Annotated in this window: 18 protein-coding genes; 13 read left to right on the top strand and 5 right to left on the bottom strand. The window is 44.3% G+C overall.

Translation table 11 applies throughout. From position 1 onward, the window contains the following. Positions 1 to 38: 38 nt before the first annotated feature. Positions 39 to 392, bottom strand: a complete 354-nt coding sequence (locus tag IEY46_RS04045; RefSeq protein WP_188989356.1) for a winged helix-turn-helix transcriptional regulator — start codon at positions 390 to 392, stop codon at positions 39 to 41. Between the two features lie 204 nt (positions 393 to 596). Here IEY46_RS04045 and IEY46_RS04050 point away from each other — a divergent pair, with 204 nt between their 5' ends. Continuing rightward, positions 597 to 1,382, top strand: coding sequence for an SDR family NAD(P)-dependent oxidoreductase (locus IEY46_RS04050; RefSeq protein ID WP_188989358.1), 786 nt, complete (start codon positions 597 to 599; stop codon positions 1,380 to 1,382). Between the two features lie 253 nt (positions 1,383 to 1,635). On the opposite strand, the gene IEY46_RS04055 is transcribed toward IEY46_RS04050, so the two are convergent. Further along, positions 1,636 to 3,444, bottom strand: a complete 1,809-nt coding sequence (locus tag IEY46_RS04055) for a cache domain-containing sensor histidine kinase (protein WP_188989360.1) — start codon at positions 3,442 to 3,444, stop codon at positions 1,636 to 1,638. Beyond that, positions 3,441 to 4,994 carry a response regulator transcription factor gene (locus IEY46_RS04060; RefSeq protein WP_188989362.1) on the bottom strand — a complete coding sequence of 518 codons (1,554 nt, stop codon included), beginning with the start codon at positions 4,992 to 4,994 and terminating at the stop codon, positions 3,441 to 3,443. The genes IEY46_RS04055 and IEY46_RS04060 overlap by 4 nt, the downstream gene beginning before the upstream one ends. 177 nt (positions 4,995 to 5,171) lie before the next feature. Between IEY46_RS04060 and IEY46_RS04065 the strand changes: the two genes are divergently transcribed. From IEY46_RS04065 to IEY46_RS04075, 3 genes are read left to right on the top strand one after another with little or no spacing between them, the layout of a single operon-like run. Next, on the top strand, positions 5,172 to 6,089 hold the full coding sequence (locus IEY46_RS04065; protein ID WP_188989364.1) for an ABC transporter permease: 918 nt from the start codon (positions 5,172 to 5,174) through the stop codon (positions 6,087 to 6,089). 27 nt (positions 6,090 to 6,116) lie between these two features. Beyond that, positions 6,117 to 7,016 (top strand): carbohydrate ABC transporter permease, encoded by a 900-nt coding sequence (locus tag IEY46_RS04070; RefSeq protein ID WP_188989366.1) that lies wholly within the window; start codon positions 6,117 to 6,119, stop codon positions 7,014 to 7,016. 56 nt (positions 7,017 to 7,072) lie between these two features. Continuing rightward, positions 7,073 to 8,626 (top strand): ABC transporter substrate-binding protein, encoded by a 1,554-nt coding sequence (locus IEY46_RS04075; RefSeq protein ID WP_188989368.1) that lies wholly within the window; start codon positions 7,073 to 7,075, stop codon positions 8,624 to 8,626. A 79-nt stretch (positions 8,627 to 8,705) separates the two neighbouring features. Here IEY46_RS04075 and IEY46_RS04080 read toward each other — a convergent pair whose 3' ends face one another. After that, positions 8,706 to 9,254, bottom strand: coding sequence for a pyridoxamine 5'-phosphate oxidase family protein (locus IEY46_RS04080; RefSeq protein WP_188989370.1), 549 nt, complete (start codon positions 9,252 to 9,254; stop codon positions 8,706 to 8,708). Between the two features lie 219 nt (positions 9,255 to 9,473). Between IEY46_RS04080 and pdxR the strand changes: the two genes are divergently transcribed. Next, complete coding sequence (gene pdxR / locus IEY46_RS04085; RefSeq protein ID WP_188989372.1) at positions 9,474 to 10,904, top strand: MocR-like pyridoxine biosynthesis transcription factor PdxR; 1,431 nt, start codon at positions 9,474 to 9,476, stop codon at positions 10,902 to 10,904. A gap of 101 nt (positions 10,905 to 11,005) precedes the next feature. Here the strand turns inward: pdxR and IEY46_RS04090 are convergent, their stop codons facing one another. After that, positions 11,006 to 12,256: an acyltransferase family protein gene (locus IEY46_RS04090; protein WP_188989374.1), complete on the bottom strand. Its 1,251-nt coding sequence runs from the start codon at positions 12,254 to 12,256 to the stop codon at positions 11,006 to 11,008. Between the two features lie 353 nt (positions 12,257 to 12,609). On the opposite strand from IEY46_RS04090, the gene IEY46_RS04095 reads away from it, so the two are divergent. The 8 genes from IEY46_RS04095 to IEY46_RS04130 all read left to right on the top strand — a co-directional run bounded on the left by IEY46_RS04095 (position 12,610) and on the right by IEY46_RS04130 (position 22,433). Continuing rightward, entirely contained in the window at positions 12,610 to 13,398 is a 789-nt protein-coding gene (locus IEY46_RS04095; RefSeq protein ID WP_188989376.1) for a DeoR/GlpR family DNA-binding transcription regulator, read from the top strand. Between the two features lie 35 nt (positions 13,399 to 13,433). Further along, entirely contained in the window at positions 13,434 to 14,900 is a 1,467-nt protein-coding gene (locus IEY46_RS04100) for a xylulokinase (RefSeq protein ID WP_188989378.1), read from the top strand. Positions 14,901 to 14,918: 18 nt separating this feature from the next. Then, complete coding sequence (locus tag IEY46_RS04105; protein ID WP_188989380.1) at positions 14,919 to 15,971, top strand: amidohydrolase family protein; 1,053 nt, start codon at positions 14,919 to 14,921, stop codon at positions 15,969 to 15,971. Beyond that, on the top strand, positions 15,971 to 17,362 hold the full coding sequence (locus IEY46_RS04110; RefSeq protein WP_188989382.1) for an L-arabinose isomerase family protein: 1,392 nt from the start codon (positions 15,971 to 15,973) through the stop codon (positions 17,360 to 17,362). Before IEY46_RS04105 ends, IEY46_RS04110 begins: the two co-directional genes overlap by 1 nt. Positions 17,363 to 17,530: 168 nt before the next feature. Beyond that, the gene (locus IEY46_RS04115; RefSeq protein WP_188989384.1) at positions 17,531 to 19,237 is read left to right on the top strand and encodes an extracellular solute-binding protein; all 1,707 of its coding nucleotides are present in this window, start codon (positions 17,531 to 17,533) and stop codon (positions 19,235 to 19,237) included. A 115-nt stretch (positions 19,238 to 19,352) separates the two neighbouring features. After that, complete coding sequence (locus IEY46_RS04120) at positions 19,353 to 20,303, top strand: ABC transporter permease (protein WP_188989386.1); 951 nt, start codon at positions 19,353 to 19,355, stop codon at positions 20,301 to 20,303. Beyond that, positions 20,263 to 21,201: a carbohydrate ABC transporter permease gene (locus IEY46_RS04125; protein ID WP_188989388.1), complete on the top strand. Its 939-nt coding sequence runs from the start codon at positions 20,263 to 20,265 to the stop codon at positions 21,199 to 21,201. Before IEY46_RS04120 ends, IEY46_RS04125 begins: the two co-directional genes overlap by 41 nt. A 32-nt stretch (positions 21,202 to 21,233) precedes the next feature. After that, positions 21,234 to 22,433, top strand: a complete 1,200-nt coding sequence (locus IEY46_RS04130; RefSeq protein WP_188989390.1) for a Gfo/Idh/MocA family protein — start codon at positions 21,234 to 21,236, stop codon at positions 22,431 to 22,433. The last annotated feature ends 174 nt before the right edge of the window (positions 22,434 to 22,607 follow it).

Genomic DNA, 22,607 nt, shown 5'->3' on the forward strand with positions numbered 1-22,607 from the left:
ATGATCGCTAAATTGCGACAGACCGACTATGGGGCGTGTTACCGGGGCCAACTGGCTTCAGTTATCTTGCAATGCTCAATATACTCACTTCCCCAATCCGTTAGCCCAATAATCGTTGGATAAAGCTTTTTCCCCAAATCAGTTAAAGAGTATTCCACTTTTGGCGGAACTTGATTATAAACCTCACGGTGAATAAGTCGAAAGTTTTCCAGTTGCCTTAGTTGTTTAGTCAGCGACGCATGCGTTAAGCCGTCAAATTTCCGTAACAGTTCGTTAAAACGTATTGGTCCGTTCATTAGATGAAAAATTATCATGAGAGACCATTTGCCGGACAATACTTTCTGAGCTGTATTGAACGAACAGGTTAGTTCAGAACTTTTTAATTCAATCATGGAAATTCACCTCTTCTTTATATTCTAAGTTCATATAACCTCTATCAGATATGCTAAAAACAAGCTGCGTTTGAACTGTTGTCCTCCCTTTCTTAGGTATACCATTTGATCCTAACGATACAAAAATATCGTACTATTCATATCTATCATAATCTAATAATATTGATTATGCATTAAATTTATCTTAAAAGGAGCAGGAATAATATGTCGACGAATGAAGGAAAATTCAATGGTAAAATTGCCTTGGTTACAGGGGCAAGTCGTGGGATAGGGGCTGAAATAGCCAAAAAATTAGCTGCTGGCGGAGCAGAATTTATAGGCGTTCATTACGCCAGTAATAGGGATGCTGCTTTAAAAGTTGTTGAAGAGATTAAGGCGCTGGGCTCAAAGGCTATAGCTCTGGAAGCAGAATTAACCACGGGTATTTCCGGTGTAAAAAAGCTTTGGGCTGCATTTGAAGATGCTGTTCGTTCGGAAATTGGATCTGTGCAATTGGACATCTTAATCAATAACGCAGGTATTGCACCGGGTAATCCTTTTGAAGAAACGTCAATTGAAACGTTTGAAGATGTAATTAATGTTAACCTTAAAGCTCCATACTTTATTACTCAAGCAGCTAGCCCGTATATACGGAGCGGTGGACGAATCATTAACATTTCTACTGGCTATACTCGTGTTGCCAGCCCAAATGCTACCATTTATGCGGCTTCCAAGGGAGCCCTAGAGACATTTACTTTGGCTTTAGCTCCACATTTTGCATCAAAAGGTATTACTGTAAACGCAGTAAGGCCTGGAGTTACGGATACTGATATGAACAAGGATTGGCTCGCCGACCCAGAAGCTCGTGCTGCAGCAGCTTCAATAATGCCCGCTTTCGGAAGAGCTGGCACCACTGAAGACGTTGCTGATGTAGTTGCGTTCGTAGCATCTGAGGAAGCGCGATGGATCACGGGGCAATTTATTGATGCCTCCGGAGGAACTAGGCTTTAATAGCAATAAAAATTACTGGCATTTGATGTTAAAGGGGTTGTAATTAGGAAATTGCCTCCAATTTTAGATACTGGAGGACAATTTTTACTGTACTTGCAATATATCAATCCATAATGCAGGTTGATTTCGGTTGAGAAGTGGAATGGTGCATTGGAGAAGTATGAAGAGGGTGCCCCGCAGCCATAGGCTATAGAGGCACCGTCTTTTTTATTTATCGTGGAGCCCTTAAGGGGGGCGAAGCCGGGTTCGCGGGTCAACTTTCGCCTAACACACCGTTACGGTGTACATCCTCCGCAGGTATAAGAATATCTACGCTCGTTCCCTTGTCTTCCATGCTATGGTAAGTCAACCCATACTTATTTCCGAAATAGTGTCGGATGCGCATGTCAACGTTTCTGCTGCCATAAGAGTCATCTCGTACAACTGGCTTGGTGAATTGGTCATTCAGCTTTGCGAGTTGGTCTGCGCCCATGCCTATGCCGTTATCACTTACCGTGATCAGGATATCATGACCAGCCCTTGCCGCAGTAATTTCAATCGTACCTTTTCGGCTCTCTCGTCCCAGGATACCGTGAGCAATGGCGTTCTCTACTAACGGCTGAAGCGTTATTTTCGGAATGAAATAGTTGAACATATCCTCTGGCACATTGACGAGAAATTCGATTTCATAATCATAGCGGATATTTTGAATTTGCACATAAAATGAAACATGATCAAGTTCTTCTCTCAGGGTAATGATGTCTCTTCCATTGCTGAGACTGACTCTGTAAAAACGGGACAGGGTCTTTACGACGTTCCTGATCTCATTATTCATGCCTCGGGTAGCCATCCAGTTGATCAGATCCAATGTATTATAAAGGAAGTGTGGATTGATTTGCGATTGCAGCGCTTTCAGTTCTGCGCTTTTCCTCTCCTGGCCAAGCTGAAACTGTTGTTCATTCATGGCGGATATTTTCTTGATCATGAAGTTATACGTTCGAATTAACTCGCCCACCTCGTCTCTCCCATCGATGGGGGACAAGGGGAGCATATTGCCGACTTCCACCTCTCGAATACGTCTAGTCAGCCGTGATATGCGCCGTGTAATGGATATTGCAAGAAGATAGGCCAAAAAATAAGCGGCAGCTGCGATAACAATCAACAACAGGTACAGCTGGTTGCGCAGCTGAAAACCTTGTTTGACAACTTCATCCAGCGGAATGACAGTGACCATACTCCATTTTGAATATGGAACTGGGCGTGCAGAATAGTAATTTCCATTGGTTGTAAATATTTTCGTTTCATCGCGCAACTGGATATTGTCCAGTGGTTGAACAAGATCAACAGGGACTGAGTCGGAAGCCAGAATAACGCCCATTGTTGAGTCGTGTAGAAAGGTTACGCTATTTTTCACGACATTTGCTTTATTTAAGATCATTCTTAGTTTTTCTTTCTCGACATCAACTCGAAGGTGGCCAATTGGCGACTGATAATCGTTCGGATCCATTATATTCCTGGCAACTGAGATGAAAGATGCATCATCTGACGGTGAATATCCAGCAAGAGTGTCAGCCGTACACCACATGTATTTTTGCTTTTCCTCTATTAACCGTTGAAAGCAGGGGCTATGATCCGCGAGACTAATAGGCAGGAAGTTCTCCATCTCCCTGGCAAATAAGAAGGTGTCCGGGACGTACATGACAACGCCCGCAATATCAAGGTTATCGCGAATCGAGATCATAAGCCGTTTGAGTTCGTCGTATTCCTGAAGCTCATTGTTTATATTTTGAATCGTTTTCAGCTTTTGGATGGAGTTGGATACAGCAGGATTGGTGACCAGCATGTCTGTCGTCTTGGCAATGCGCTCCACGCGATAACTGAAGTAGGAATAGGTTTGATCAAAGCTTTGTTCCGCCGAGTAGGTAATCTGATCGACGATCAAATCCGCTATTTTGTCTGAAGCGACATATTGGAATATCCCCAGAGGAAGAATGATCAACGCCAAATAAGTAAGCAAAATCTTGTGTTTCAATTTGGTGTTGTACAACCATCCTTTGTATATTTTAATGACGATTGATTTCATGGACGGTACCGGTTCCTGTATTCGGATGGTGTCATCCCTGTATGTTTTCGAAACACCTTTGCGAAGTACTCCCCGTCTTTGAACCCCGTTCGAGCAGCGACAACACTCATTTTCATCCAATCCTCCATTAATAGCTGCTTGGCTTTTTCCACTCGGTATTCCATTATATACTGCTTGACGGTTTTGGCCGTACTCTTCCTGAACACCGCAATCAAATGAGAGTTTGTCATTTGCAAGTATTCGCTCAAATCTCCCACTGACAAGCTTTCTCTTGCGTAATGTTCATGGATGTATCTCATGATCCGTGATGCCGTAGCGCTCTTGCTTCGTTCGGCGACTTCCTCCTGAAGCAGTCTGATCTTAGACTTGACTGCAGAAAGCACATCGTCAATATAATGGCATCCGAGAATGAACTCCAAAGGGGAATCCCCGTTGTTCAGTGTGAATAGTTTAATGCTGCGGGATTCAGCGAAGGTCTCCAATTCGATGGCGATCCGACAGTACAGATCCTTGGTTGTACTCACGAGTTCCATAGGACATTCCCTTATAAGGTCGGTTAGCTGTTGAACAGCAGCGTCGATCTCGTCGAAACGTTCCAGCTGAAGTGCGGCTTTAATATTATCCATTAACAGTCGCTTCTGTTCTTCCGGAAAGCTTCGCAAGGCAATGTCATCCGTCACTACGGCGCAAGGGGGCAGGTAGAAGGCTCGTTGCATCCTTACGACGGCAGTGATGTAGGATTGTCTTATGGAATCGATACCGCAGACGATAGCTCCGGCAGCGACAGCGTATCTTTGATAGTGTGAGCTTAACGCTGAAGCCAGTTCATGACACATCGTGCTGAGAGTAGGCTTATCCAGGCGGCAGGCAGACCCCGGAAATAGATGGAGAACATAGTGCATATTGTCCTTGGGAGCAAGAAGAAAGGGGCATACGAGCTGGTGTGCCGCATTTGTGATGATAGTCATGGCTTGGTCGGTTTCTGCTATTCGGTCGATAACTTTGACAAGCACGGTCGCCCCTGCGACAGGGGATGGCAGATCGAAGCCCGTCCAATCCAGCTGTTTGCGGAGCTGAGGTTCATCGATTGACTCCCCGATCATTTTAAGTGTGGCTTCCTGCCGTACAAGTGATGAGTTGGCCCTCGCAAAAGCTTCGTTCTCATTAGAAGACAGGTCATCCATGCGTTCTTTGACCGCTTGTTTTACCGCTTCCTCCAGTTCATCTATATCTATCGGCTTTTCCACATACTGTACGGCTTTCAGAGAAATAGCTGCTTTAAGGTAGGCCTTGTCGGCGTAACCGCTTATGAAGATCACCTTGCAGCCAGGGTTTATCCGGCGCAATTCGTTTGCCAGCTTAATGCCGTCCATTCGTGGCATGCGTACATCGGTGAGCAGGATATCGGGCTTGAATGTATCCAAAATAGATAACGCGTTGAGTCCGTCGTACGCTTCTTTTATTTCGGATATCCCGATATTCTTCCAATTTGTTTCGTCCCGCAGTCCCTCGCGGGTCAATCTTTCATCGTCAACAATGAGCAGCCTCACAACATTTCCCCCCTTTTCTTCAAGCTTACCTGCATCCACAGTGTAAGGCTATCATTTTTTCGCAGGATCGATATAGGTTACAGAAAACCGATATTTGCACGGGTTCTAAATGGCTGGGCGAGCTGTTAATTTATAGTTAGATAAAATTCATACAAATATGAAGGGAGGGATTGGACGATGAAGCGGGGGATATTCTCTTATATGGCAAGTCGTAAAACGCTGCTTCTCATGCTTGCGCCCGCAGTCATTTACTTCTTTATTTTCGCCTATTTGCCAATGGCGGGAATCGTCTTGGCATTCAAGCAGTTTCGCTATGATTTGGGCATCTTCGATTCGCCGTGGGTAGGATTTGATAATTTTCGCTTTTTCTTTTTGACTGGCGATGCTTTGCGTGTCACGCTGAACACACTTGGGTACAATGCTGTATTTATCATTGTAAATAATATCCTTCAAATTTTTGTTGCGATCCTGCTTGCAGAGATTGGAAAAAAATGGTTTAGAAAAATAGCACAAACGATCTTGCTGCTGCCCTATTTTTTATCCTGGGTTGTTGTGGGAGCCATTGCCTACAATCTCTTTAGTTTTGAGTACGGCCTGATTAACAGCTTGCTAAGAACCTTTAATCTGGGGCCGCTGGATATTTATACAACACCGGATTATTGGAAGTATATATTGGTGATTACTTCGGCTTGGAAGACAGTAGGGTACGGAGCTGTGTTCTATATGGCTGCGATCATGAACGTAGACCGCGAATCGTATGATGCGGCGGAGATCGATGGAGCCAATATTTTTCAGCGAATCTTCCATATTACACTACCGGCGATCAGGCCGACGATCATTATTTTGGTGCTGTTGTCTGTAGGCATGATTTTCCGTGGAGATTTTGGTCTGTTCTACCAACTGGTCGGAGGAAATGGACTGCTTTATCAAGCAACGGACGTTATAGATACTTATACGTATCGCTCACTCATTGTCGATAATGAGATCGGCATGTCGGCGGCTATAGGCTTTTATCAATCGGTACTCTGCTTTATTACGATTCTTGCTGCGAACTACCTGGTGCGGCGTGTCGACAGAGAAAACGCATTGTTCTAGGGTGATTAGGAAGAGAGAGGTGCATGCATGAGTAAACCTGCCGGGGCCAAGATGGCGAGAGACCGCTTGCTCCTTCATAGTATTGGCTACTTTTTCATTACATTGGTTGTATTATTTTGCTTGATTCCCTTTGTATTGGTCGTGAGCGGATCTTTAACGAACGAATCGGACATTTTGACTAATGGTTTTCGGCTCTGGCCGACTTCCCTGGATTTCAGCGCCTACGAATATGTGTTCAGAGACCCGGAGGTATTAGTTCGATCTTACATGCTGACCATATCGCTTACCGTGGCAGGGACATTGTTTGGCTTGTTCACTTCCGCGATGGCTGCCTATGTGCTTCAAAGGTCGGATTTTAAATGGGGCTATGGTTTCTCGTTTTATTTTTACTTTACGACACTCTTTCAAGGGGGACTGGTTCCCTGGTATATTCTCATGGTAAATTATCTGCACGTTAAGGATACCTATTGGTCTCTGCTGCTGCCCCTTATGCTCAACGTATTTTATATCATCATATTGAGGACCTTCATGCGCAGCATACCAGATGCGATTACCGAATCTGCCAAGATTGATGGAGCAGGGGACTTTACGATCTTTGTGCGTCTCATTCTTCCTCTGGCAAAACCGGGTCTGGCAACAATTGGGCTGTTTACGGCATTAGGGTACTGGAACGACTGGTTTAACTCGCTTCTCTACGTATCGGATGAGCGTTTGTATACGCTTCAGTATTTGCTTTATCGATCGTTAGGAAATCTTGAAGGGGTAAGAAGAATCATGGCACAGACGGGGATTGTAGTCGGGCAGCTGCCGGGCGAGAATCTCAAGATGGCGCTTGCTATAGTGGCCACGGGGCCGATCGTTTTGTTGTATCCCTTCGTTCAGAGATATTTCGTACAAGGCATGACGATTGGCTCAGTCAAAGGATAATCACGGCTCGTCCGGTTATCACATATAAAATATATGATAAAGGGAGGAAGAAAAAAATGTCTACAGGAAAGAGAAAAAGTCTTAAGACCTGGGGTACTCTTGTTTTTCTCGTGTTAACGTTAGTTCTGAGCGCCTGCGGAAAAAATGCTGCACCGGAACCATCTAATTCTAATGCGTCTACAACTGGTCAAAATGCTGCAGATGCCTCGAATGCAGATACGAGCAAGGAAGTGGTCCTGAAAATGGTGCTGCTTGGCGCAAAGCCTGCCGATTTCGATGAGGTGTATGGCGAAGTGAACAAACGATTGAAAGAAAAAGTGAATGCAACGTTGGATGTCAGTTTTATCGATTGGGGAGATGTGGAGCAAAAGTATCCATTGCTGTTTGCGGCAAACGAAGATGTGGATCTGGTGTTCTCCGCCAATTGGAATAAATACAGTCAAATTGCAACCAAAAAAGGATATATGGAAATAACGGAAGAGATGTTGAAGAAATATGCCCCAACAACTTGGGAACAACAACCGGAGACTGCTTGGGGGCAGGCACGGGTTAATGACAAGATTTACATGGTGCCGCAGAATGGTTTCGAGTATTCACATAAGTTGATTGCGGTCCGCGGCGACTTGAGAGAGAAACATGGCATTCCCGAAATCAAGACACTGGAAAATTACCAAAACTTCCTGGTCGAAATTGCAGCAAAGGAGAAGTCGGTCATTCCAAGTCTTGGCCCAGGAGAAGGATCTTGGCTGGAATACGTGCAACCGAATGAATTTGCTGATGTGATGTATCCGCTGCCGATTGGCTACAGTATGAATGATGCGACAGGCAAGGTCTTCAACTACATGGACACTCCCGAATTTACTGCGTATATCGAAAAGATGTACACGGCAGCCAAAGCCGGAGCTTGGCAAAGAGACGCGATTGTAAGCAAAATGGATAAGCTGCAGGCGTTTAAAGATGGGAAGCTTGCGGCGATTGATTGGAACCTCGGTACGCTGCTAGGAGCAAAAGCGTCCATTAAGAGTTCTAATCCGGATTGGAAGATTGAGATTATCGATATCAGCGATGGAAAGAAAAGATACAGTGTTCCTTTCACCGCCAATGGAATGTCCATCAGCGCTTCAAGCAAAAATCCTGAACGCGCATTGATGGTGCTCGATCTGCTTCGTTATGATAAAGAAATACATGATCTGACCTTCTACGGAATTGAAGGCAAGCATTACGAAGCGATCGGTGATGATCAATACAAGTCACTGCCTGCTTTTGAGGGCTTCCCGCCAGGCGGAGTTTGTCCATGGGGATGGGTTTCAGATCATGAACGTCAAAACGTAGAAACAGCAGAAGAATATTACAAAATCATTGACGAGTTCAAGAAAGTCACTGTGAATCATCCTTTGGAAACTTTCGTATTCGATGACTCGAATGTGAAGAACGAGATCGCCGCGATTAATAACGCCATGGACACATTTGGTAAACCCCTGAAGTACGGTATGGTGGAGCCGGGAGACAAAGTGCGCGGGGTAGCCGTTTTCCAAGAGAAACTGAAAAGTGCCGGCATCGAGAAGGTCATCCAGGAGATGCAAAAGCAAGTAGACGAGTTCCTGAAATAGGAGCCAGCATGCGCGCCTACGCTCCATAAAGCAAAAGGTCCAACCGAGAGGGTGGACCTTTTGCTTGTCACTGCGTTCTCTAAATTTCTCGCCCTGCTTTCATACCGTTGTTATACATTTTTTCTTCTTCAACGGGACTTTCTTTAGCCGTCACTTGGTGCGGAATAATACGGCAAACTTGGACCGGTCCACCGAAAACAGCCGATCTATACTTTTCCACATGCTGCTTGGGCAGGGGGCGGTTATAATAGCCGGGTACATATTTATGGATCATTTCCTGAAGGACATGGGTGGCTTCATCCAAATCTGTTATCGGCTCTGCTTGTCCAAATATCATTACGCTCATATAAGCCGTATCCGTTTTGGCAGGTACCGGATCCGTGATGGTTCCGTATTCCTCGCATACCGTAAAACATACTGCTGAATTTTCACTCATGACCTGGTTGCGTCTTCCGTCCCCAGCGCCATGAAAATAGAGCTTCCCACCTGTCCATACATAATTAAGCGGTACAACATAGGGCAGATTCCCGTCAACCAACCCCAGATATCCGATTCTTGCCTGGTGAAGGAAACGTTCAATTTTCTCTTGATCCCGGCATTCCCTGATTTTGTAACGAACCGAATTCATTTCAAAGTCTCTCCTTTATCTCATAAAATATAAAACATCCCATTCGAAGTATTAACTCCGAATTTCGACTAGCGTGCATCAACGACTCTCTTGCAAAGCCCAGTGTTATTACGGTAGTATAGCAACGAATGGAATGCGCATAAACATCCAAAGTTCGCATTTATAAGCAATCCATAAATAATATAGTACAGTTTGCGTTTCAATTTGGGGGTGTGCGCGATGTTGAAAGTAAACCGAAACGATAACAGACCGATCTGGATGCAATTGCTTGATCAAGCGATTCATAATATCAAAAGCGGGATTTGGCCACCGGGAGAATTGCTGATTCCTTCCCGGGAACTCGCGCACCTGATAGGTGTCTCTCGCTCAACGATTCAGATCGTTTATGAGGAATTGTTAAGTCGAGGCTATACGGTTACATCTCGTCGAGGAGGAACACGAGTGAGTGAATGGAATCAAGTCACTGGCTCAACGAAGGAAATAATAACCGATGGCCCCATTCCCCCTTCGCTTCCCTTGTTGAACTCGGCAGTTGAACAATTACATGACTGGTTCAGAGGGAAAGAACATCGGGAAGTGGATATTGATTTTAGTCCCCATGAACCATATCTGGATGATTCATTTCAAAAGAACTGGCGACAATCATTTCTCCATGCATCCACTTCCATGAACTTATCAAGCTGGGCTTACGGTAATCCCTATGGGTTCCTACCATTACGGGAGGAAATTCAGCGTTATTTATCACTTGAACGAGGCATCCATATCCAAACCAATCAGATTCTGTTAACTTCAGGAGCTCAGCATAGCATTGACTTGATCGCTCAATCACTGTTAACTGATGGGGACATTGTCTCTGTAGAAGATCCCGGTTTTCCGGCTGCGTGGATGGCAATGAAATATCGGCGTATGAATGTGGTGCCCGTTCCCGTTGATGAGTATGGTCTTGTCATTGAGCGGATTCATCCACAATCCAAACTGATCTTTGTGACCCCATCGCATCAGTGCGCGACAGGAGTTGTGATGTCGGAACCGCGAAGGCAGCAATTGCTTCATAAGGCCGTTCAAGAACAATTTTGGATCATTGAGGACGACTATGATAGTGAATTCCGATACCGTGGTGAGCCGCTTCCAACGTTGATTAGCCAGGAACCTAATAATACGTTGTACCTTATGAGTTTTTCTAAAATGATCGCGCCAGGCATTCGTATTTCGGCAATCGTGGGCTCTGTCGAGGCAATTGCTCAACTGGCCAGGGTACAGGAGCTGACTTATCGTCATCTTCCGATTATGGATCAGCTAACACTAACCCACTTCATCAAGAATGGGCATTTTATGCGCCATATGAGAAGAGTCAGAAATGTGTACCGGCGAAGGCATGCTGCCATGACAAAGGCTATTATGGCTAGCGGTTTAGGGGAGCGATTCACACTAAGCGGAGTAGAAACGGGATTGCATATGTTACTTGAAGCGGAAGAGTCCTACGATGAAGAAACCGTGACAAAGTTAGCCCTTCAAAAGGGAATACGAGTGTATCCTCTCGGACCCTATTGTTTGGAAAGCAAACGAAAGGGATGGGTGTTGGGGTTTGCAAAAGTAGATGAAGTATCGATTGAGCAGGGGATTTATCGTCTTGCAGAGTTGAGCTGCTAGCTTCATTGCGATCCGAAGTTCACTTGCAGTTTCCATACAAAAGCAGGTCATTTATACAAAAAAAGCGCTGAGTTGTTGGTATCAACTCTGCGCTTTTTTTGTTATATGGTCATTTTTTTCTCAACTTTCCGAGCTAGTTTTAAAGCGCCTTGATCAATATATTTCATATAATAATGCGACAAAATAAATAAGGGCACCATGGAAACGATAAATGTAATTGCATAGGCAAAATTATAATTAAAATGATGAATCACTTTACTAAACAGGAACGCGGAGAACGTATTGAGGAAAGTGAAATGAATGAGGTAAAGGGAAAATGAAATCTGTCCTAAATAAGCAAACGGTTTCCATCCAAACACATGCTGAAGCACTTTTAAACGGAGCAGAGCAAACAAAATCATAGCAGAACCGAGAGTTCGCGCAAGAAGTCGTGGATCGATGTTAAATTGAATCCATTTATTGATCATTTTTGTCCACACTTCTATGGGTTCGTACATCGTCCCCATTAATGGAGTATAAGGCGCAGAACCTGCATAAATCCCCATTATAAGGACAAGTACTGCCGTTATTTTATTTTGGACCCATTTGTGCTTGAGCAAATCGGCAAGCAGCATTCCCCACAAAAAAGCGACAAAATAGGTTTGAATAAACGCAATGGATAAGACCCCATACACAATCCATCTTTTTTTCACTCGTCCAAATAAAGCAAGAAAACCGAAAATTAAAAAAGAACCTAATAGCTCGTAGCCCATTGTCCAAAGAACAGGATTGTAAGGATGCCCGTTAAAACGGAAAAACGGATCAAAAATAGCAGCCTTGATAACGGTATATACATTTGTATCTAATGCGTAGTAGTTCTTTTTCATATCCGTCCCTGTTGTTCCCCATATTTCCTGGAGATGAAAGACATTCGTAATAATGGCCAGATACACAAGCAATACGGATACCGCTGCCGGCACGGCAAGCCGAATGTACCTTCGTATGGCGCTGGAATGCAACAATTTTTGAGAGGTTTCATTATCGAGCTCTTTTTCAAACATTTTGACACTGAGCACATAACCACTTAGCACAAAAAACAAACATACGGCAAATTGTCCATTATAAAATAAATTAATCGGAGAATGTCCATACCAGATATCCCATTTAAAATGAGCTTGTTGCGGTCTTCCATTTAACGCTGCTGGATAAAACACTTGTATGTAGTGCGAAATAACCACGGCAAATGCCGCAAGTCCTCTGATACCATCCAAATAGAATAGTTTTTTCTCGGATGTTTCTTTAATCAATTTCATTTTTTCCTTTCTTTCTTGAATAAAACTATTATAACATGCGGCGAGCATGATAAAACGCATATCGTTAACCCTTTTATTCTTTTAAATACCAATTTATACCACATAATAATGATGGTTAATTAGATATATTCTTGTATGTTTAGGTTGGAGCCTTAACAATACTGCGGATCAAATCAATCTCATTTTGAAGGCATATCGAAAGGTAAAAGAAATTAATTGACAAGATAAAACAAATATAATAGTATGAAACGAAACAATAAAGAAACATAAAGAGTAACCATTTGAATGAAGAAAAGATGCTATCGGATAGTTAAAGTGAATATTGCCGCACATTCCCTGACACAATTTTCGGTTATGAGTTGATCCGTAATGAAACGCTAGCCAAATGACATTTTATGATGAGGGATTTTTTTATGACTGACTATCAAATTGAAGATATCGACATTGATGAGAGAAGGAAGAGGATCCTGGATTTGCTCCAAAGGGAAGGAAAAGTCAGGGTCACGGACTTAAGTAAAATCTTTGGTATATCAGAGGTGACGATCAGGGGCGATCTTGATGGCCTTGAGGAGCAGGGGCTGCTTCAGCGAGTTCATGGAGGTGCGATCAGCACGTATAAAGGTTATTACAATATGACCTTGCATGACCGCATGGAAACCAATAAAGATGAGAAAAGAAGAATTGCCGTTGAAGCTGCTTCTATGATTTCGGATGGCGATACGATCATCGTTGGTTCAGGAACAACTCCGCTTTTTGTAATGAGAGAATTAAAAAACCATAAGAATCTTATTATTATTACGAATTCCTTGGCTGTTGCTCATGAAGCCGGCTTTAACAGGAACATTAATGTTGTTGTTTTGCTTGGCGGTAATCTTAATTTGCAGTATCAGTTTGTATCTGGCGACGATACGATAAGCCAATTAAATAAATACAAGGCGGATAAATTAATTCTTTCATCAGATGGAGTAAGCTTCGAGTATGGGATTACAACCTATCATCACACGGAAGCGGAATTGTATAGACGGATGATTGCCAAAGTGGACATGACGATTCTGGTCGCCGATTCCATTAAAATAGGCAGAGCGAATTTTTCCCAAATCGAAACGATTGATAAAATTGATTATTTAATTACGAATAGTAATGCCAATAAAGAGGAAGTCGACGCCCTGAAAGAAAAAGGCATTGAGGTGCGTCTGGTATAGCGCATCTATCTTGATAGCAAGGAAGGAGTATTCGGATGTCGGGTGAAGAAGTTATTCAACGATTTAATGGAGGACTTGACTATTTAATAGGCCTTGACATCGGAACATCTGCTGTAAAAGGGGTGTTAATGTCTACGGATGGTCTGATTGTTTCCAAAGAGAGGAAGGAAACCGAATATCAGTCGTTTGCAGGCGGATGGATTCAGTTCGACGTTGATCAATTATACCGTATAACCGTGGATGTCATTCGCAGACTGACAACTGTTTTGCCGGAAGGAGCATCAGTGGCAGCGCTCAGTATCGCTTCAGCAAGCGGGAATACCGTGCTGGTGGACGATCGAGGCGAGCCTATGATTCCAGCTTTCAGCTGGATGGATACGCGTGCTACGAATGAGATGCAAACGGTGTTCGGGACATTAAAGGCTGATGATGTACATGAATTAACAGGGTGGCCCTTGCTCAATATGTTCCCTCTGGCTCATCTATCATGGCTCAAATGTCACAGACCCGAATTTCTGGATCATTCCTCCAAAATTTGCATGAGCACAGAGTATATTAATTTTAAATTAACGGGAAAGTGGGGGATTGATAACTCTACGGCCACTACTTTTTATTTACTGGATCAGGAAAAAGGAGAATGGCATCAACCCTTCCTGCAGCAGCTGGGTATTACCGGTGAGAAGCTTCCTCCCATCCATGCACCGGGAACGGTTCTGGGAACGATCACATCAAATGCGGCTTTAAAGACGGGACTTCCGCCTGGAACGCCTGTTGTTCTGGGCTCATTTGATCATCCTTGTGCAGCGAGGGGGTCAGGTGTGCTGGATGAAGGACAGCTCTTGATTTCCTGCGGGACTTCATGGGTAGGTTTCTCGCCAGTGAAAGAACGCCAGAAAGCGCTGAGGCAAAAGATGCTGGTGGATCCTTTTCTCCATCCTGCGGGCGCTTGGGGCTCCATGTTCTCACTTCCGGCAATTTCGGCTTCGGTGGACAAATATATAGGTACATATATTTCCGCCGGGCCTGATCGATATCTGGCGTTTGATAAGCTTGCCGGATCTGCTCTTCCCGGTGCTGGAGGGTTAATCATAAATCCAATGCAGGAGCCTGGAAACGCAAGTCTTGCAGGGTATGCAAAAGCAGATATAGCAAGAGCCTTGATGGAAGGAACGGTTTATCTCTTTAACATGCAGCTGGAAAAACTGGAGCATGCGGGGATACCATTTTCATCTGTAGCCATGGTTGGTGGTCCATCTGAGAGCTCCAATTGGCCGCAGATCGTATCGGATGTGCTGGGCATGGAGGTCAGCGCCATTAATGGAGCAAGCGCTGGAAGCGTCGGAGCCGCTATGCTGGCAGGTATAGGAGTGGGTGTATATCTGAACGAAAGGGATGCTTTTCAAAAGTTGGCATTTTCAAAACAAGTCCTGACGCCAGATGAAGCCGCACAGAAGCTACATAAGGATCAGTACCGGGAGTTTTACAAGCAGACCCATTCATAATGTTGGAGGTTATTCGATATGGCATTGTTTGAGATTAAAGACGTAGACAAGATCTTCTATGAAGAGAAGTTGAGGGATTTTTTACCGGAGCGAATGATTGATATCCATACCCATGTTTGGCTTGACAGCTTCAGAATTCATGCCGCAAATGCACCGGTGAGGGCAGTTAGATGGCCATCCCTGGTTGCAAAAGACAACTCAGTGGAAGATTTATTCGAGACATTTAATCTGATGTTTCCAGGAAAAGAAGTTACTCCGCTGCTCTTCTCGCAAGTAAGTCTTGTATATGACGTTGAGGCGGGCAACGACTACGTAAAAGAATGTGCCGCCAAATACAAGCTGCCATCCCTGATGGTGACCAGGCCTGAACTGAGCGCTTCAGAATTTGAAGAGGGAATCGAAAGAGGCGGCTTCCTGGGATGCAAAGTATATTTGAATTTCGCGAAACCTTATATTCCTGAAAAGGAGATTCGCATTTATGATTTTCTGCCTCCTCATCATCTGGAGATCCTGAATAAACGCGGTTGGATGGCGATGCTGCATATACCGAGAGACGGCCGGTTAAAGGATCCGGTTAATTTGGCGCAAATGCTGGAAATTGAAAAGAAATATCCTTCGCTTAAGCTGATTATTGCCCATGTAGGAAGAGCTTATTGCCCTGAGGACGTAGGAAACGCTTTCGAGATCCTTGCGGAAACTAAAAATATGGTTTTTGATTTCAGCGCGAATACGAACACCTATGTATTTGAGCAGTTGATTAAGGCAGTAGGGCCCAAAAGGATTTTGTTCGGCAGCGATTTGCCCATTCTTAGAATGAGAACGAGACGGATTTGCGAGAATGGAAACTATGTCAATTTAATTCCAAAAGGATTATATGGGGATGTGTCAGGCGATATCCACATGCGCGAGGTTGAAGGCGAAGAGGCAGAAAAGTTAACCTTTTTCATGTATGAGGAGATTGATGCCTTCCGGCTTGCTGCCGAGTCGCAAGGATTAAATAAATCCCATATCGAGGATATTTTTTATAACAACGCCAAAACAATAATCGATCTTATCGAGGAGAGACGTTAATGGAGAATCTTAAAATTGGCCTCTTGCCGCTGTATCTCAAACTATATGATGATACTTCGCCTAAATTAAGAGAACGAATAGACTCTTTTCATCATACAATTGCCGGCGAGCTTGGGAAAAGAGGGCTGGAAGTTGTATCTACTCCGGTATGCCGGATCAAAGCGGAGTTTGAGCAGGCCATTCGGACCTTTGAAGAAGAGGAAGTGGATGCGGTTGTAACGCTGCATTTGGCATACTCGCCGTCTCTTGAAGCTTCAAGTGTCCTGGCTGCGACTGACCTTCCGTTGGTCATACTGGATACGACGCCAACATTCCATTTCAATCCAGGGCAGCATCCCGATGAAATCATGTTTAACCATGGCATACATGGTGTTCAGGACATGTGCAATCTGTTGATAAGAAACGGGAAAGCGTTTCTAATTGAATCGGGACACTGGGCAGAGTCGGATGTTCTGGAGAGGATTGCAGATTGTGTGAAAGCTTCGCGGATAGCGGGGAAATTAAAGCAAGCCAGAGTGGGAAGGCTGGGAAACCCTTTTCAGGGTATGGGAGACTTCGCGGTACCGTCAGATGTGCTCCGTTCAACAATAGGAATTTCAACCATTCCGTTTGACCTCAATGAAAGCGGTTCACTCTTTGAGGAGGTTACAGCCGAACAGATTGACGAAGAAATCGCGAAGGACAAACAGGATTTCCATTTGGGCAGCTTTGACAATAACACTCACAGACAATCCGCAGATGCATGTCTTCGGGTAAGAAAGCTGATCGAAACAAACAATCTGACAGCGTTTACAGTGAATTTTATGGAAGTGACCAAAGAGTCGGTTATTTCCTCCATGCCATTCCTGGAAGCCAGCAAAGCCATGAGCAGAGGAATCGGTTATGCGGGCGAAGGCGATGTGCTTACTGCGGCTTTGGTAGGAGCGCTGCTTTCGGTTTACCCTGAGACCTCGTTTACCGAAATGTTTTGCCCGGACTGGAAAAATAACCGCATTTTCTTAAGTCACATGGGTGAGATGAATTTACAAGTCACAGCCCGTAAACCTGTTCTTCAGGAAATGAATTTTCCCTATACAGATGCGGATAATCCAGTCGTCGCGTATGGGAGATTCCGCGGAGGCAAGGCCGTTTATGTGTGTTTGGCACCAGGAAAAGACAATACCTATTCCTTAATTCTATCCCCCATTGACATGCTTGAGGTGAACGATGAGAACTGGGTGGCGGATACGATACACGGATGGTTCAGAACCGGCCCTTCTGTGGCTGACTTCCTAGCTGCCTTCAGTAAACATGGGGGGATTCACCATGGAGCCATAGTCTATGGCGATGTGTTAAAGGTTATGGAACAATTTGGCGAAGTGATGGGCTGGAATGTTGTGAAAATCGAGTGAGGTGTAAGTCACACCGCATGTGAGTACCTTGAAGACACAACGATCAAGGGGGTGATTGTTCAACTCGGAATTTCAAGCATTACGAACTGAAAACGGTTTCAAATCGACACTGGGGGATCTGCAGCACTTCAAATGGAATAGTTTTTCATTAAAGGAGGATAAACGAAGATGAAGTTTTATCGTAAAGGACTTGTTTCAATCCTGGCGATCGCCATGTTAATTCTGGCAGCATGTTCAAACAATGGATCCGGCACCGCCCCGTCCTCTCCAAATCAGGGTTCCAGTAGTTCCAATAATACGAATGAAGAGTATGTCATTAAAGTCATTAGTGATAGTTCAAAAACGATTAAGCGCAGCGATGAGACGGAAATCGGAAAGGTGATTAAAGAAAAATTCAATATCGTATTTGAATATGTTTATTATACCGGAAATTATATCGATAAATTAAATTTGATGCTGGCTGCCGGAGATTATCCGGAAATCGTATGGATGCAAGGCAATGATTCACTTGATAAATATATCAGTTCAGGCGCTCTTCTCCCATTGGACGACTACTTGCCAAACGCACCTGAATTTTCAAAACGCTATAAAGAGCAAATTCCGCTATGGAGATTAGTTGCATCTGATGAGAAATTGTATAAATGGGAAGCCGGTGTTCCGACCAGTTTTGAAAATAATGTCGAGGTGCTGGATGTCGGGGTTCGGATCGACGCTTTGGAAAAACAAGGCTGGCCAAACCTGTTGTCAACGGATGATTATATCAAATTCTTCAAACAGTCGCTCAAAGATTTCCCGACGACGAATGGGCAGAAAACGATTGGCATGGTTGTTCCTTTCGCAGAGCCTTGGGGAATGCAAGGAATTGGCGGAATTATGTACGAAAAAGGCGGCCGGACAGCTGGTGGCGCTGGAAACCTCGGTGTGATCTGGAACGCTGTCGACAAAAAATTCGTGGATTACATGATGGACGAGTATGTGAAGGAGAACCTTCAATTCTTTAACCGGCTTTATATCGAAGGAATTTTGGATAAAGAATCTTTCACGGATACGATGACACAAATAAACGAGAAGCTCGCCAGCGGCAGAGCGTTGTCCCATTGGTACTTCTTTGGCGGGCAAAACCAAAGTGTGATCCAGGCGGGACATCCTGAATTGCAAATGATCAACATGCCGATCCGGAGCATGACGCAAATGCAGCGTAACGAAAAGCGCCAAATTCGCGTTGAGGATACAAGATCCCATGAAATGTTCGGCATTACCAAAAAGGCGAAGCATCCCGACCGCATTTTCCAATTGTTAGAGTGGGCCTCATCGGATGAAGGTCAAATTCTATTGCAATCCGGTATTGAAGGAAAGCATTATACCATTGAAAATGGCAAACGTGTTCCTACGGAAGAGTTTGTCCAGGTAATTAAAAATCCGGAGTCAAGCTCGAAAGTCGGCTTCAGCCTGTTCCGCTTCCTTGGAAATGTAGGAACAAATGCTCCTGATGGCGGGCCCTATAGTATGCAGTCAGCTCCGGATATGCAAGATAAATTGACATTGACAGACGAGCAAAAAAATGCGTTTACCAAACTGGGCTGGAAAAACTCGAAAGAGTATTTCCTCGAAACGGGCGAGCCGGCTTATACGGGAATAGTAGCTTCTATTTCACTTGATTCGACTTCAGAGCTTGGCAGCCTGCAGCAGAAAATGGTCGAATTCCGTGTCAAGAATATGGCGAAGTTAATTATCGAACCGAAAAACGATGCAGAATTTGAAGACATGTATAACACGGTCATCAGTGAATACAAAAAAATGAACCCGGAACGCGCAGTCGATAAATATAACGATCTGTATAAAGAAAAGCAAGCGCAACTTGACAAGTTGAAGTAGGCAGCAGCGTGCACCGGCGGTTATTGGGTCTGCAGCTACAATAACGCGAAGCCCAATAACCGTTGGCTTTTTTCAAAAACTCACTTGATCGAGGTGTAGGATGAAGAGCGTCCAAATGAAACTTGAACCGGCTAAATACTCTGTAAATGGAAGAGGCAAGTTATCAAGGAAACTATATAACCAACGTTATTTATTTCTTATGCTGCTGCCTGCCGTTATTCTGGTATTTGTTTTTTCTTATGTCGTCCTTTCCGGCTGGTTGATCGCCTTTATCAATTATCGTCCGGGTTTTAATATCCTGCGTTCCCCGTGGATCGGGTTTGAGCAGTTTAAAGTGTTTTTAACGCAGAGTCAGGATTACAGTTACCTTCTTAGGAATACGCTCATCATGAATATCGGCTCGTTGATTACAAATTTGTTTACGGCTTTTATTTTCGCCATTCTTCTCAACGAAGTCCGCTCGCGCCTGTTTGGTAAAATCGTGCAAACCGTTACCTTCTTTCCTTTCTTTGTTTCATGGGTCATTATTTATTCCTTGGTGAATGCCTTGTTCGCGCCCTCAACCGGAGCCATTAATGAAACGCTCGTCAATTGGGGGGTTCTGAATGAAGGTCTGAACTTACTGGGCGACAAAAGTTATTCCTGGGGAATGATGATATTGCTCGATGCCTGGAAGACATTGGGCTATAATAGTGTAATTTTTCTTGCTGCCATTGCAGGCGTTTCTCCCGATGAATACGAAGCGGCTGAGATTGACGGTGCCAATCGTTTTCAAAAAATTGTGTATGTTTTGATACCTAACTTAATGCCCACTGTAATCGTCTTGTTGATTCTTAATAGCGGCTGGATTTTGAACTCCAATTTTGAACAGTTCTTCCTATTTACCAATACGACTAACTGGGAAACCATGGAAGTGTTTGATATGTATGTTTATAAATTCGGTTTAAAATTGCTTAATTACCCGTATGCCACCGCAGTCGGGATCATGAAATCGATAGTCAGTTTGTTAATCCTAATAGCGGTTAATGCGATATCCAAAAAATCAACGGGGAGATCCATTATCTAATGGAACAAAGGGTGAATGTATGAAAAGACGTTCAGTGAGCGGGTTAGTTTTTGATATTAGTAACCATCTGTTTTTAATTCTCGTCTTTTGCGTAATGGTTCTTCCATTCCTTTACATTATCAGTTACTCGGTTAGTAATCCCAGCTTGTTAAAGGGCGGGCTGATTCTTTTTCCGGTTGGATTCACATTCGACTCCTACAAACTTGCCTTTCAGGATCCGGCGATCATCACGGGGATTTTTATTTCTGTCGCACGGACAATCATCGGTCCGATAGTTATGCTGTTTTTCACTTCCATGGCCGGATATGTATTAACGCGCAGGGAATTGGTGGGCGCCAAATTTTTCCGTAAATATTTTGTGTTTACGATGTACGTTTCCAGTGGCCTGGTGCCCATGTATATTGCCATGAACCTCTTGCACCTGACAGGAACCTTCCTGATTTATGTGCTTCCCGGGGCGATCTCAATCTTCAATATGATATTAATTAAAACCTATATTGAAAGTGTGCCAAAAAGTCTTGAAGAAGCGGCGATTATTGATGGGGCCAATGATTTCGTGTTGTTTTTTAAAGTTATTTTCCCTGTTTGCATGCCGGTATTGGCTGCCGTGACGTTATTTACCTGTGTAAACCAGTGGAATACATTTATCGATGCGCAAATCTATAATACGATGTACCCGAACCTGTATCCACTGCAATATGTCCTGTACAACACGCTAACCTCTGTCTCGTCTTTGGAACAGTTGCAGAGACAAGCAGCGGAATCACAGCCTTTAGCCACGCCGCAGAGTTTGAAGATGGCGATTACCGTCATCACCATACTCCCAATCGCTTGTGTGTATCCCTTATTGCAAAAGTACTTTATGAAAGGCTTGTTAATTGGTTCAATTAAAGGATAAAAGGTATGACAATATGAGGAGGTAGAGAACGGATGAAGGATTATGTACGTTTGGCAGTAGTAGGTGGAAGCAGGGGAGCAAGTTTCGATAAAGTGCTTCAGAGTTTAGCCAGCAAGGTGCAGCTTGTCGCCGTATGTGATTCAAACGAAGAGGTGTTGAACAGGTGGAAAGCTGACTATCCCCACGTACATGCTTATATTGATTACGAAAAACTGCTTGAAGATGATCAGGTAGACGCCGTTTTTTTAGCAACACCGATGCTTATTCATGCCAGTCAGGCTATACGCGCTTTACGGGCCGGCAAACATGTTCTGAGCGAAGTGATTGCCATCCATAGGCTGGAAGACGGAGATGAATTGATCGAAACGGTGGAAAAAACCGGCCTTACTTATATGATGGCGGAAAACTATTGTTACACGCGGCCGAACATGATGGTTAGGCAAATGGCGCGTGCGGGACTACTCGGTGACCTTGTTCACCTTGAAGGGGGTTATATTCACGACTGTCGTACATTAACCCATAACCCGGAAGGCCAACTAACATGGCGGGGTGAATTAATCCGCGACTATAACGGCAATGCTTATCCAACCCATTCGTTAGGTCCAATCGCCCAGTGGCTGGGCATTAACCGGGAAGACGGGGATGATTTTGAGGAATTAACAACGTTCGTCTCCAAAAACGCAGGTGGACGGGAATATTTTAAAGAAGTTTTTGGGAGCGAACACCCTGGGGCACAGGATCACTTCCTGACTCTTGGTGATTCTTCGATGACGCTTATCCGTACGAAAAAAGGTGCCCTGATAACGTTAAGATTCGACATGCAATCCGCCAGGCCGCATAACATGACCCATTATGCCCTGCAAGGGACTAAAGGAGCCTATATGTCTTCGCGATACCATGGTGAGGATGATCTGATTTGGATCGACGGGCTTTCGCCAGGTAAATCGCCAGATGGCTCAGCCGAATGGGAATCCCTGTGGAACTGTGCAGAAGATTGGGAACACCCTCTCTGGAAGGAGCTCGGGGATAATGCTCTGAAGTCCGGACACGGTGGCGGCGATTTTTTTGTGCTAAGAGAATTTATTTCCGCGATTCTGGAGAAAAGAAAGCCGGAAATTGACGTTTACGACGCTGTCATTTGGAGTTCAGTGTTCCCTCTTAGCATGCAGTCGGTGGCAAGCGGCGGCGCCCCGGTTAAATTCCCTGACTATAGAGCCCGAAAAAAGCAATAGACCCAAGTGGATTCCAAGAGACTCCCGGAGATAACGGGACGTTTCAAACGCAATAGTTCTAACTCTGACAACGTCAGAGAAGGCTTTTCTTCAGGCACCTCACAAAGCAAAACACGAAAAGTGTTCTTTGCCGGGGTGCTTTATTATATAAAAAGGCGATGACTACGCAGATTA

Source organism: Paenibacillus nasutitermitis (assembly GCF_014641075.1).
GTDB classification, from domain to species: Bacteria; Bacillota; Bacilli; order Paenibacillales; family Paenibacillaceae; genus Paenibacillus_Z; species Paenibacillus_Z nasutitermitis.

Bases quoted from the DNA above. Each gene is read 5' to 3' on its own strand.
- IEY46_RS04045 (WP_188989356.1), bottom strand. From the start codon at position 392: ATGATTGAATTAAAAAGTTCTGAACTAACCTGTTCGTTCAATACAGCT.
- IEY46_RS04050 (WP_188989358.1), top strand. From the start codon at position 597: ATGTCGACGAATGAAGGAAAATTCAATGGTAAAATTGCCTTGGTTACA.
- IEY46_RS04055 (WP_188989360.1), bottom strand. From the start codon at position 3,444: ATGAAATCAATCGTCATTAAAATATACAAAGGATGGTTGTACAACACC.
- IEY46_RS04065 (WP_188989364.1), top strand. From the start codon at position 5,172: ATGAAGCGGGGGATATTCTCTTATATGGCAAGTCGTAAAACGCTGCTT.
- IEY46_RS04070 (WP_188989366.1), top strand. From the start codon at position 6,117: ATGAGTAAACCTGCCGGGGCCAAGATGGCGAGAGACCGCTTGCTCCTT.
- IEY46_RS04075 (WP_188989368.1), top strand. From the start codon at position 7,073: ATGTCTACAGGAAAGAGAAAAAGTCTTAAGACCTGGGGTACTCTTGTT.
- IEY46_RS04080 (WP_188989370.1), bottom strand. From the start codon at position 9,254: ATGAATTCGGTTCGTTACAAAATCAGGGAATGCCGGGATCAAGAGAAA.
- pdxR (WP_188989372.1), top strand. From the start codon at position 9,474: ATGTTGAAAGTAAACCGAAACGATAACAGACCGATCTGGATGCAATTG.
- IEY46_RS04090 (WP_188989374.1), bottom strand. From the start codon at position 12,256: ATGCGTTTTATCATGCTCGCCGCATGTTATAATAGTTTTATTCAAGAA.
- IEY46_RS04095 (WP_188989376.1), top strand. From the start codon at position 12,610: ATGACTGACTATCAAATTGAAGATATCGACATTGATGAGAGAAGGAAG.
- IEY46_RS04100 (WP_188989378.1), top strand. From the start codon at position 13,434: ATGTCGGGTGAAGAAGTTATTCAACGATTTAATGGAGGACTTGACTAT.
- IEY46_RS04105 (WP_188989380.1), top strand. From the start codon at position 14,919: ATGGCATTGTTTGAGATTAAAGACGTAGACAAGATCTTCTATGAAGAG.
- IEY46_RS04110 (WP_188989382.1), top strand. From the start codon at position 15,971: ATGGAGAATCTTAAAATTGGCCTCTTGCCGCTGTATCTCAAACTATAT.
- IEY46_RS04115 (WP_188989384.1), top strand. From the start codon at position 17,531: ATGAAGTTTTATCGTAAAGGACTTGTTTCAATCCTGGCGATCGCCATG.
- IEY46_RS04120 (WP_188989386.1), top strand. From the start codon at position 19,353: ATGAAACTTGAACCGGCTAAATACTCTGTAAATGGAAGAGGCAAGTTA.
- IEY46_RS04125 (WP_188989388.1), top strand. From the start codon at position 20,263: ATGCGATATCCAAAAAATCAACGGGGAGATCCATTATCTAATGGAACA.
- IEY46_RS04130 (WP_188989390.1), top strand. From the start codon at position 21,234: ATGAAGGATTATGTACGTTTGGCAGTAGTAGGTGGAAGCAGGGGAGCA.